The organism is Lutibacter sp., from assembly GCF_046055765.1.
GTDB lineage: Bacteria > Bacteroidota > Bacteroidia > Flavobacteriales > Flavobacteriaceae > Lutibacter.
The window spans coordinates 1-12903 of the sequence record NZ_JASFZF010000116.1; the positions used below are offsets into that span (position 1 = coordinate 1).

Genomic DNA, 12903 nt, shown 5'->3' on the forward strand with positions numbered 1-12903 from the left:
CATACTTTAAAATACGAGTTTGCCATCAAACAATCTGGTACTTACTGGTATCACGGACATACAATGTTGCAAGAGCAAGTGGGCGTTTTTGGTTCGTTTGTAATTCATCCAAAAAAAGAAACGCTAACGTACGATAAAGAATTAGTATTAATGCTTTCCGATTGGACCAATGAAAAACCAATGAGTATTTTACGAAACCTCAAACGAGGAAACGAATGGTATAATTACAGAAAAGGAACTTCAACACCTTTAAACCAAGTAATAAAAAGAGGTGCTTTTGGAGCCCAAATGAATTTTTGGAAACAGCGAATGGAAGGTGCTGATATTGCCGATATTTATTACCCAGCCTTTTTAATTAATGGTGAAGAATCTATTGATTACCCCAATTTTAAACCAGGAGAAAAAGTACGATTGCGAATTATAGATGGTGGTGCTTCCACTTCATTTTGGATGACTTTTGGAGGTGGCGATCCTACATTAGTTTCCGTAGATGGATTAGATATTGTTCCTGTAAAAAAGAATAAAACTTTTATCGCCATTGCAGAAGCGTACGATTATATTGTAACCATACCAGAAAATGGAAAAATTGAATTTAAAATTACTGCGCAAGATGGTTCGGGAACTGCTTCCTCCTTTTTAGGAAATGGAGAAATCCTAAAAGCACCAGATATTCCACGTCCCGATAAAATTGGAATGATGATGAAAATGGCAAAAATGGATATGAAAATGGGAGCACACGCTTTAAAATTCCGTCCTAAAAAAGATGAACGTTACGAAATGAAAAAGGAATATGGCATGCAAATGAGTGATAAAGAAATGTCTGGTATGAAAATGAAAGGTTCAGGTACAATGAAAATGCCAGAAGAAACTTCAGTAAAAGAAGAAACTTCAATGAAAATGGAGACTAAAAAAAACACTTCTCCTTATACGTATGATTATCTAAAATCACCTAAAAAAACAAATTTTGATAAAGACATTCCCGTAAAAGAAATATTACTAAATCTTACCGGAAATATGCAACGTTATATATGGAGTATAAACGGTGTGCCATTATCTGAAGCCGATAAAATTAAAATAAAAGGAAATCAAGTAACTAGAATCACGCTCAACAATTTAACAATGATGCATCACCCAATGCATTTACACGGTCACTTTTTTAGAGTGTTAAATAAAAACGGAGAATATTCACCATTAAAACATACAGTTAATGTCCCTCCAATGGAATCGGTTACCATAGAATTCTATGGAAATGAATATGGCGACTGGTTTTTTCATTGTCATATTTTATACCATATGATGGGTGGAATGGCACGTGTAATTAGTTACGATACTCCTGCAGATACCCGAATGAAAGGCTATCCTGTAAAAGATTTAATTGCCGAAACAGACCGATATTATACTTGGGGATTATTAGATGCAGCTTCAAATGCAATTTCTTTAAATGCTTCAACATCAAATATTAGAAATCAATTTAATGTTTCTTTTGAATATGGATGGAATGAAAATTTGGAAGCCGAATTTACCTACGAATATTATTTACACGATTATTTACGAATTTTTGGAGGTGTTAATATAGAAAATGAGGTATCCAATTCGTTAGATGAATTTACCACAACAGCAGTTGCCGGAATTCGATATTTAACTCCTTACCTTTTCAGTTTAGATACTCGAATTGATAGTCAACTAAGACCAAGAATTTCTATTGAAAGAAGCCTAACTCTCTTTTCAAGATTTTCAATTTTTGGTTATTATGAATATCAGTTTGATTTTGGAATTATTAATGATTTTCCTGTTGATAAAAATTACTTATCTGAAACTGTATGGAGTGCTGGTGCAGAATATCTGTTATCAAGAAATTTTTCTTTAATGGCAGGTTACGACAATCGTTTTGGTGCTGGAGGAGGATTATCTGTTCGGTTTTAAAAATTTGTTATGATTGTATTTATCTTTTCTATTTATTTCAGAAATAAAGAATACTAAATTTTATAAATAATAAACTAAATAATGTACATATAGTTTCTATTAAATAATGACTTTTATATTTTAAATATATATACCACTAATTATGAAACATACCTATAAAATTACTGGAATGACCTGCACTGGTTGCAAAACTAATGTAGAAGATGCTTTAGGTAATTTAAATGACGTAACTAAAGTTTCAGCCAATTTAAAAAAAGAAGAAGTTGTTGTTGAAATGACTTCACACGTTTCCTTAGAAAAACTGCAAGAAACCTTGCTTAAAGCAGGATTACATTATACCATAGAAATGCCCGGTCACGAAAAACACGCTGAAGCTAAAAAACCGGTTGATGGAAACGGTGTTTTTTACTGTCCAATGCACTGTGAAGGAGAAAAAACATATACTTCGCAAGTAGGTTGTCCTGTTTGTGGTATGGACTTGGTTGAACAACCAAAAGCAGTTACATCCGTACAATACACCTGTTCCATGCATCCTGAAGTAATAAAAGACGGACCAGGAGCTTGCCCAATATGTGGTATGGATTTAATTCCTATGGAACCTACCGAAAGTGAAGAAGATAAAACATATAATAAGCTACTTAAAAAAATGAAATGGGCTGTTTTATTTACAGTTCCTGTTTTTTTAATTGCTATGGGAGATTTAATTCCGGGCAATCCTTTGAGTAAAATATTTAGTCAAATTACTTGGAATTGGATTCAGCTAGTGCTTTCGCTCCCAGTAGTGTTTTATGCTTGTTGGATGTTTTTTGAAAGAGCTTATAAATCTATTGTTACTTGGAATTTAAACATGTTCACCTTAATAGGAATTGGTTCAGGAATTGCTTTCCTATTTAGCATTTTTGCATTGCTATTTCCAGATGTTTTTCCAGATCAATTTAAAACAGAAAACGGAACTGTTTTCGTTTATTTTGAAGCAGTAACTGTAATTTTAACTTTAGTATTATTAGGTCAATTATTAGAAGCAAAAGCCCACAGTCAAACTAGTGGCGCCATAAAAGAGTTGTTAAAATTAGCTCCTACAGAAGCTACTTTAGTAACTTCAGAAGGAGATAAAGTAATATCCATTCACGATATTAAAAAAGGGGATTTATTGAGAGTAAAACCAGGTGATAAAATTCCGGTTGATGGAAAAATAACCAAAGGACATAGTAATGTAGATGAAAGTATGATTACAGGAGAACCTATTCCTGTAGATAAAAATATTGGAGATCAAGTTAGTTCAGGAACAATAAACGGAACCAAATCATTTGTAATGCAAGCCGAAAAAGTAGGTTCAGAAACTTTGCTTTCTCAAATTATTCAAATGGTTAATAATGCAAGTCGTTCTCGTGCACCAATACAAAAATTAGCTGATAAAATATCCAAGTATTTTGTACCAATTGTTATAACAGTAGCTATAATTACCTTTGTTGTTTGGCGCTATTTTGGACCAGAACCTGCAATGGCTTACGCTTTTGTAAATGCAATTGCAGTATTGATAATTGCCTGCCCTTGTGCATTGGGATTAGCAACTCCAATGTCGGTAATGGTAGGCGTTGGAAAAGGAGCTCAAAATGGTGTCTTAATTAAAAATGCCGAAGCTTTAGAAAATCTAAACAAAGTGGATGTTTTAATTACCGATAAAACAGGAACAATTACAGAAGGAAAACCATCCGTTGAAAAGGTTGTGAATACTTCCAATAAATTTGATGCGAATTTATTAGAATATATTGTTTCTTTAAATCAATATAGTGAGCACCCATTAGCGGAAGCAATTGTTGCATTCGGAAAAGAAAAAAACAGCAATCTTCAAGAATCAAAAAACTTTGAAGCTGTAATGGGTAAAGGTGTTATTGGTACCGTAGAAGGAAAACAAATAGCACTTGGTAACGACAAATTAATGGAACACGTTAAAGCTACTATTCCAGAAGAAATAAATAGTAAAGTAATTTCAGAACAAGAGCAAGGTAAAACAGTATCCTATATTTCTGTAAATAAAAAAGTGGAAGGCTATGTTACTATTTTTGATGCTATTAAAGAGACTAGTAAAGAAGCAATTGCAATACTTCAAAAAGAAGGAATTGAGGTTATTATGTTAACTGGTGATAACAAACTTACTGCTAAATATGTAGCAGAACAATTGCATTTATCCGATTTTCAGGCAGAATGTTTACCAGAAGATAAATTAAGAGTAATTGAAAAATTACAAGCTGAAGGAAAAATAGTTGCCATGGCTGGAGATGGTATTAATGATGCTCCTGCATTAGCTCAAGCAGAAATAGGTATTGCTATGGGAACAGGAACGGATGTTGCAATTGAGAGTAGTGAAGTAACACTCGTAAAAGGCGATTTATTAGGTATTGTAAAAGCAGTAAACCTTGGGAAAGCAGTAATGAAAAACATTAAACAAAATTTATTTTTTGCTTTTATTTATAATATTCTAGGAGTTCCTATTGCCGCAGGATTATTATACCCTGTATTTGGCTTATTACTATCACCTATGATTGCAGCTGCAGCAATGAGCTTTAGCTCTGTTTCAGTAATTGCAAATTCACTAAGGTTACGAAGTGTAAAAATTTAAATAATTATAATTAACTATTAAAAATCAAAACAAATGAAAAAATCAATGTATGTAATAGTACTTTCAGTATTATTTTTAAGTGCTTGTAAAAATGACAAAAAGCAAGCAGAATCTAACAGTATGCAACCTTCAGAAATGAATATGGAAAAAGCTGAAAGTCATGACCATGATAACCACGACCACGATGCTACAACGGGTGAAAATTCTTCAAAAGAAGAAAGAAATATTAATGCAACTACTCAAAAAAATGGTGCAACATCTGCTATCATTGATAGCTATTTACAAATAAAAAATGCATTGGTGAAAGATAGCAAAGAAGGTGCTGCAAAAGGCGGAACAATGATGCTTACTGCTTTTGCAGATTTTGATATGTCTCAATTAAACGACACTCAACATAAAGAATATATGGAGATTATTGAAGATGCAAAAGAACAAGCAGAGCATATTGTTAAAAGCCCTATTGACCATCAAAGAGAGCATTTTGAAAATTTAAGTGTAGATGTTAATGACCTGATTGCATTGTTAGGAACAGACAAAACATTATACCAAAGTAAATGCCCTATGGCTGGAGAAGGGAAAGGTGCTATATGGCTTAGTGAATATAAAGAAATTAAAAATCCGTTTTTTGGTAGCAAAATGATCTCATGTGGAAATGTTGAAAAGCAAATTAACTAAATGAAGAAAATAAAAAAAATAGTTCTTTTTTTATTGATTGTGTTTGTGGGTATACAATTTATACCCACAAAACGCAATCGGAGTACTAAAGTTTTAGAAACAGATTTTTCTAAAACTTTTACTGTTCCAGCCAATATCCAAAAAATGTTTGAAAAATCATGCTATGATTGCCATAGTAATAATACAAATTACCCTTGGTATAATAAAATTCAGCCAATAAGTTGGCTGTTAGAAAACCACATAAAAGAAGGAAAAAAAGAATTTAATTTTAGTGAATTTGGTTCGTATTCTAAACGGAAACAAAAAAATAAGCTAAAGTCTCTTGTCAGTCAAATTAAAGATAAGAAGATGCCAATGCAATCTTATACTATAATTCACAAGGATGCTAAACTTTCTAATGCTGATAAAGAGCAAATTATAGTTTGGATAAACAAACTAAGAGATAACCTTTAAAAAAAATAAAATTGGTTATAAAGATTACATCGTTAGAACATTTAACACTCTTAAAATCAATGTATTTAATTATGATAAATATCACTCTATATAATAATAAAAACTTTTAAATTTGTAACTTAAGTCACACTAAAAAATGAATAATCTATATGCTAAAATAACGGCGATTGTTTTAACAATCTTAGTATTGTTCTCCTCATCTTTTATAATAATTGATAAACATTATTGTGAGGGTAAGTTAAAACATTTTTCATTGTTTGGTAAAGCTGAAATTTGTGATATGGATATGCCAACTTGTGAGGTAGAAAATCCAAGTCTTGCAGTTTTAAAAGATACTTGTTGTTCAAGTAGTCAACAATTTAAAATTGCTAACATATTTAGAATCAGCCCTGATTATCATATTGATTTTCAACAACTTATAACAATACCTGATAACACTTTACATAATGAAGGTATATATGTTAGTTTAACAAATAACCATTCTTATTATAAAGACTACTCTCCCCCATTGATTACCCGGAATATCCTAGTTTTTATACAATGTTTCCGCGTTTGATTCCCTAATTATTTAGTGCTTGTTATTTACAAAAACAATGTGCTTTAACTTCAATTATCTTTTATATTTTTTAAATGAAATACTTGTTTAATTTATAATAAAAGACCCATTACTCAATTTAAAACAACTAATAATATTCAAGGGTAAAAAATAAAAAGTAACCCTTTTAAGTAAAAAAAATTATAAAAAAAATGAAAAATATAAAATATTTTTTAATCGCAATTATTGGAATAATTACAATAAGCTGTTCAAATGATAATACAGCAGATCCAACGGGAACACTTTCATTAAAACTTACAGATGCACCAATGCATTATAATCAGTTTATATCGGCAAGTGTTATGATTGACAAAATTGAAATTGGAAACAGTACCGATATTAATTCTATGATGACTATCATGGATACTCCAATGAAATATAATTTATTAGAACTAGTAAACGGTATTACTTCAACCATGGCAAATGTTGAAATACCTATGGGAGATTATGATTTGATACGTTTTTACATTTCTTCAACCGAAATGGAAATGGTAAATGGAGATTCATTTACTTATAATATGAGCCAAGATGGATATTCTGGAAATGGCATGATGCAAAATGGTATGATATTAAATAGTTCAAATAGAAGTGTAGATATTCAATTAGATCATTTTTTAACAATTTCAGAGGGAAACATGAGTGAATTTCTTTTAGATATTGATGTAGATCAATCATTTATGTTAGAAGGTGTAAATTTTGTAAATAATGGCAATGGAATGATGATGAATATGTCAGGATTTACATTTATGCCTACAATGCGTTTTATAGATATGTCAAATGCAGGAACAATAAGTGGAGCTGTCCAAGACATGAATGAAAATTTACCAAATGCAACTATTACATTAAAGCATAATGGTGAATTTTATACGAGTACACACTCAAATTCAAATGGCCATTATGCTTTAATTGGAATTCCAGAAGGAATGTATACAATTGAAATTGAATTAGAAGGTTATATGATGGATCCTATTGGAAATGAACAAAATATGGGGGAATTGAATATGATGTCAAATTCTACTTTAAGCGTGAATTTTAATATGATAACTTCAAATTAATCAATATTTACTAAATAACAATAAGGTAAATCAGTTACTATAATAAAAATGCGGGACACTATCCCGCATTTTTATTATCATTATAGATGCTGAACTAACCAATCTCCTACTTCACTAGTTTTGTAAGCTTTGGTATTGCCCGATAAATCTTCCGTAACCACACCTTTAGCTAGTGATTTATTTACTACATTTTTAATCGCTTCAGCTTCCTCTTTTAAGCTAAAAGCATCTTCAAACATCATTGCCGCAGATAATATAGTTGCTAATGGATTTGCAATATCCTTACCTGCTGCTTGAGGGTATGAACCGTGAATTGGCTCGTATAAATAATGTTTTTCTCCAACAGAAGCTGATGGCATTAATCCCATTGATCCTGAAATTACTGAAGCTTCATCGGTTAAAATATCTCCAAATAAATTTTCGGTAATTAATACGTCATAAGAATTTGGCCATTGTACCAAACGCATAGCAACAGCATCAACAAATTCATAAGAAACCTCAACTTCTGGGTAGTCTTTTTCCATTGCTTGTACCGTTTCTCTCCATAAACGTGATGTTTCTAGTACATTTGCTTTATCAACACAACATAATTTTTTAGTACGTGTCATGGCTAATTCAAACCCTTTTTTAGCTAATCGTTGTACTTCTACTCTAGTATACACACAGTTGTCAAAAGCCGTTTCTCCATTATCTTTTCTTCCTTTTTCTCCAAAATAAATTCCTCCAGTTAATTCTCTTAAAAACACTAAATCTGTTCCTTCAATACGCTCTCTTTTTAAAGGTGAATTATCTATTAATGATGGAAACGTAAATGTTGGACGCACATTAGCAAACAGACCTAATTTTTTACGCATTTTTAATAATCCTTGCTCTGGGCGAACTTTTGCTGAAGGATTATTATCATATTTTGGATGTCCAATTGCACCAAACAATACTGCATCTGCATTTACACATATTTCATGGGTTTCATCTGGATAAGGCTCACCAACTGCATCAATCGCTGCTGCTCCTGTTAAAGCTGGTATCCAATTAATTTCATGATTAAATTTTACAGCTACAGCATCACATACTTTTACTGCCTGTTCAATCACTTCAGGACCAATTCCGTCTCCTGCTAAAAGCGCTATGTTTAATTTCATAATTTGTAGTTTTTTTATAAAAATTTATCATCATTCTGAACTTGTTTCAGAATCTCATCATAAGAACCTGAATCGAATTCAGGTTAACGAAATATTAAAATAGTCATTTTAATTATATATTTAACATTTTTTGAGTTGCTTTAATTGCAGATACTGTTTGATCACAATCTAAACCTCGTGTTATAAATTTATTTGTTTCACTTTGCCAAGTAATAATAGTTTCACATAGTGCTGCCGAAGTACTTCCTGGAGGAATACGAACTGCATAATCTACCAAATTAGGCATCGTCATACCCTTCTTTTTATACAATTTTCTAAGTGCATTCATAAAAGCATCAAATTGTCCATCTCCTTGTGCATGTTCTTCATACAAATTACCATCAATTTTAACAGCAACTGTAGTAGAAGGTTTTAACCCTTTTGAATGAGTTAACACATAAGATTCAACTGTAATTCTCTCTTCATACAAACTACTCTCCAAAACATCTGAAATAATGTAAGGTAAATCTTCTTTAGTAACTAATTCTTTTTTATCACCTAACTCAATAATTCGTTGAGTTACTTTTAATAAATCAACTGTATTTAATTCTAATCCAAGCTCTTGAAGGTTCTTTTCAATATTTGCTTTACCTGAAGTTTTTCCTAAAGCGTATTTACGTTTTCTACCAAAACGTTCTGGCATTAAATCGTTAAAATATAAATTATTCTTATTATCTCCATCCGCATGAATTCCGGCTGTTTGTGTAAATACATTATCTCCTACAACTGGTTTATTTGACGGAATTCTAACACCTGAAAATGTTTCAATTAACTTACTTACTGAATATAATGAAGTTTCTTTTACTTGTATTTCAACTTCATTTTTAAAGAAATCGTTAATTACAGCAACAACACTTGCCATTGGAGCATTTCCTGCTCTTTCTCCCATGCCATTCACTGTTAAATGTAACCCTTTTGCACCCGCTTTTATAGATTCCATAACATTAGCCACACTTAAATCATAATCGTTATGAGCGTGAAAATCGAAATGAATAGTTGGATATTTTGCTGTTATTTTAGAAAAATACGTATATGTTTCTGAAGGTGTTAAAACACCCAAAGTATCTGGTAATAAAATTCTTTCAATTGGTTGAGTTGCTAAAAAATCTAAAAACTGAAAAACATATTCCGGTGAATTATGCATTCCATTACTCCAATCTTCTAAATATACATTGGTTGTTATTCCTGCATTATTTGCTAAGTTTATAACTTCCTTTATTTCTAAAAAATGTTGTTCTGGAGTTTTTTTTAACTGATGTTTTAAATGATTTATAGAGCCTTTTGTTAATAAGTTTTGCACTTTAGCTCCTGCATTAATCATCCAATCTATCGATTTTCCACCATCAACAAAAGTTAACATTTCAACTTGATTGATATAGTTATTTTTTGATGCCCAATCTGTAATTGATTTTACGGCTTGAAATTCACCTTCTGACACTCTCGCTGATGCAACTTCAATTCTATCAACATTTAGTTCTTCTAACAATAATTTTGCAATCGTTAATTTTTCCGATGAAGGAAATGACACTCCAGATGTTTGTTCACCATCGCGAAGTGTGGTGTCCATTATTTCAATTTTTCTTTTTTTCATGTAGGTAGAATTCAATTAAAAAATTAACGTCATTCTGAACTTGTTTCAGAATCTTATCAAAAAGAACGAAAATTAAAAAGGTCTTGTTTCTGCAAACTTTTCTATTTCAGGTTTCATTTTTGTTAAATAATCAATATCATCATAGCCATTTAGTATGTTTTCTTTTTTATAACTATTTATTTCAAAAAAATCTTGCACTCCAGTTGCTACTATTGTGATAGCTTGTTTTGGTAAATCAATTTCAATTTCGCTTGCAGGATTTGATTCAATTGCTTTAAAAATTTGATCCAAAAAATCAGCACTTACTTGCACTGGTAATACCCCAATATTTAAACAATTTCCTCTGAAAATATCTGCAAAAAAACTTGAAACAACACATCTAAAACCATAGTCATAAACTGCCCAAGCAGCATGTTCTCTTGAAGAACCTGAACCAAAGTTTTTCCCTCCAACCAAAATTTTACCTTTATAAATTGGGTTATTAAAAACAAATTGTTCTTTAGGTGTATTATCGGGATTGTATCTCCAATCTCTAAAAAGATTATCTCCAAATCCTTTACGTTCAGTTGCTTTTAAGAAACGAGCAGGAATAATTTGATCTGTATCTACATTCTCAATAGGTAATGGAATTGCTGTACTTTTTAATATTTCGAATTTATCGTAAGCCATATTATTTGCTTTTGGCTACTTGCTGGTAGCATTTATTTTACTTATTAATTTATTTAAACTTCTTTTTAGCTGATCTACTTTTCCAGCTAAATCGTTAATATCTACTTCTGAAACAAAATTTAAATCTTTCACAAGAATTAAAAAATATTCTAACTCTGTTGCTGAGCCATTTGCAATAACAAGAAACCTTTTAAATTCAACTTCACTTTCTCTTCCACAGCCTTCGGCAATATTTGCTGGAACTGAAGATGAAGCTCTTCTCATTTGACTTGTTAATCCGTATTGTTCATCTTTAGGAAAACTAGTTGTTAATTTATAAACATCTAATGTAATTTGATGTCCTAATTCCCAAACTAGATATTTTCTAAAGTTTCTCACATTTATTAGTTTACAAAGCAAAAAGCTAACTAGCCAACAGCTATTAGCTTTTTAAAAGAGTTCTTGGATCAGTTACAACACCTGTTACTGCTGTTGCAGCTGCAACTAACGGACTTGCTAATAAGGTTTTTGATCCAGGGCCTTGACGTCCTTCAAAGTTTCTGTTAGAAGTACTCACCGCAACTTTACCTGCTGGTACTTTATCGTCGTTCATTGCTAAACAAGCTGAACAACCTGGTTCACGTAATACAAAACCTGCATCTATAAAAATAGTTAACAAACCTTCTTCCTTTATTTTTGATTCCACAATATGTGAACCTGGTACTAACCAAGCAGTAATATTAGCTGCTTTTTTTCTTCCTTTTACGATAGACGCAAACGCTCTGAAATCTTCAATTCTACCATTTGTACAACTTCCTAAGAAAACATAATCAACGGGTTTACCAATCATAGATTCACCCTCTGAAAACCCCATATAATCTAATGATTTTTTATAGGTAATTGCTCCACCTTCAACTTGATTGGCTGTTGGTATAGTATTTGAAATTCCTGTTCCCATTCCAGGATTAGTTCCATACGTAATCATAGGTTCTATTTCATTAGCACTAAAAGAAAGTTCCTTCTCAAAAGAAGCATTTTTATCAGTTTTTAGTGTTTTCCAATACGTCATAGCCGTATCCCAATCTGCGTTTTTTGGAGTAAATTGTTTGTCTTTTATATATTCAAATGTTTTCTCATCTGGTGCAATTAACCCACCACGAGCACCCATTTCAATACTTAAATTACAAACCGTCATTCTTCCTTCCATCGTCATATTTTTAAATACATCTCCAGCATATTCAACAAAATAACCTGTTGCCCCCGAAGTTGTTAACTTAGAAATAATGAACAATGCAACATCTTTTGGTGTAACTCCAAACCCAAGCTCACCATTTACACTAATACGCATTTTTTTAGGTTTAGGTTGCATAATACATTGCGAAGAAAGTACCATTTCAACTTCAGAAGTTCCTATACCAAAGGCTACAGCACCAAAAGCACCGTGTGTTGAGGTATGCGAATCACCACAAACAATTGTTGCACCTGGAAGTGTAATACCATATTCTGGACCTACAACGTGTACAATTCCATTTTGTTGATGCCCTAATCCCCAATGAGAAATCCCCCATTCGGCTGAATTTTCCTCAAGTGCTTTTAACTGATTTGCGGATAACGGATCTTCGACAGGTAAATGTTGATTTATGGTTGGAGTGTTATGGTCTGCAGTTGCAAATGTTTTATTTGGAAATAAAACGCTATTATTTCTACTTTTTAATCCTAAAAAAGCTACTGGACTAGTCACTTCATGAATTAAATGCCTGTCTATAAATAGCACATCTGGTCCGTCATTAATTTTACGAATTACATGTGAATCCCAAATTTTATCAAATAGTGTTGAACTCATTTATATTATTTTTTATTGTAATTAATTTTTACTTCGTTTAAAAACTATAGTAAAACAACGGCAGCAAATTTAATGAATGGAGAAAAATTATCAACTTTATAACTTGTTTTATACGATACCCAAATAGTTTTTTCGATAACTATTATTGTTCCTGAATAATTACAAGCTTGTTAAATTGTTTTGTTTTAATTTAACTGTTGCTTTTTTAATTTGATAATAGTAAAAAATAAAAAAATGACATTTTATTTATTTGACATTTTTTTGTACTAATAATTAACAATTATTAAGTTAATTTTATTTTAATGCTCTTTTTTATTAACTA

Annotated in this window: 11 protein-coding genes; 6 read left to right on the forward strand and 5 right to left on the reverse strand. The window is 31.4% G+C overall.

Features of this window, described 5'->3' with window-relative positions; all coding sequences use genetic code 11:
• The 6 genes from QM495_RS11185 to QM495_RS11210 all read left to right on the forward strand — a co-directional run.
• The coding region (locus tag QM495_RS11185; RefSeq protein WP_408672195.1) for a multicopper oxidase domain-containing protein at positions 1-1923 on the forward strand (1923 nt) is incomplete at its 5' end.
• A gap of 142 nt (positions 1924-2065) precedes the next feature.
• Entirely contained in the window at positions 2066-4543 is a 2478-nt protein-coding gene (locus QM495_RS11190; RefSeq protein WP_408672196.1) for a heavy metal translocating P-type ATPase, read from the forward strand.
• Between the two features lie 33 nt (positions 4544-4576).
• The gene (locus tag QM495_RS11195; protein WP_408672197.1) at positions 4577-5218 is read left to right on the forward strand and encodes a DUF3347 domain-containing protein; all 642 of its coding nucleotides are present in this window, start codon (positions 4577-4579) and stop codon (positions 5216-5218) included.
• Positions 5219-5671 (forward strand): heme-binding domain-containing protein, encoded by a 453-nt coding sequence (locus tag QM495_RS11200; RefSeq protein ID WP_408672198.1) that lies wholly within the window; start codon positions 5219-5221, stop codon positions 5669-5671.
• Positions 5672-5807: 136 nt separating this feature from the next.
• A complete protein-coding gene (locus QM495_RS11205) occupies positions 5808-6227 on the forward strand; it encodes an HYC_CC_PP family protein (RefSeq protein WP_408672199.1) in 420 nt (139 codons plus the stop codon).
• A 191-nt stretch (positions 6228-6418) separates the two neighbouring features.
• Entirely contained in the window at positions 6419-7321 is a 903-nt protein-coding gene (locus QM495_RS11210; protein ID WP_408672200.1) for a DUF4382 domain-containing protein, read from the forward strand.
• 80 nt (positions 7322-7401) lie between these two features.
• Here the strand turns inward: QM495_RS11210 and leuB are convergent, their stop codons facing one another.
• From leuB to leuC, 5 genes are all read right to left on the reverse strand, one after another.
• Complete coding sequence (leuB, locus tag QM495_RS11215) at positions 7402-8460, reverse strand: 3-isopropylmalate dehydrogenase (RefSeq protein WP_408672201.1); 1059 nt, start codon at positions 8458-8460, stop codon at positions 7402-7404.
• A gap of 112 nt (positions 8461-8572) precedes the next feature.
• Positions 8573-10090: an alpha-isopropylmalate synthase regulatory domain-containing protein gene (locus tag QM495_RS11220; RefSeq protein ID WP_408672202.1), complete on the reverse strand. Its 1518-nt coding sequence runs from the start codon at positions 10088-10090 to the stop codon at positions 8573-8575.
• 72 nt (positions 10091-10162) lie between these two features.
• The gene (gene leuD, locus QM495_RS11225) at positions 10163-10759 is read right to left on the reverse strand and encodes a 3-isopropylmalate dehydratase small subunit (protein WP_408672203.1); all 597 of its coding nucleotides are present in this window, start codon (positions 10757-10759) and stop codon (positions 10163-10165) included.
• Between the two features lie 15 nt (positions 10760-10774).
• A complete protein-coding gene (locus QM495_RS11230) occupies positions 10775-11137 on the reverse strand; it encodes a four helix bundle protein (RefSeq protein WP_408672204.1) in 363 nt (120 codons plus the stop codon).
• Between the two features lie 43 nt (positions 11138-11180).
• The gene (gene leuC / locus QM495_RS11235) at positions 11181-12581 is read right to left on the reverse strand and encodes a 3-isopropylmalate dehydratase large subunit (protein ID WP_408672205.1); all 1401 of its coding nucleotides are present in this window, start codon (positions 12579-12581) and stop codon (positions 11181-11183) included.
• Positions 12582-12903 lie beyond the last annotated feature (322 nt).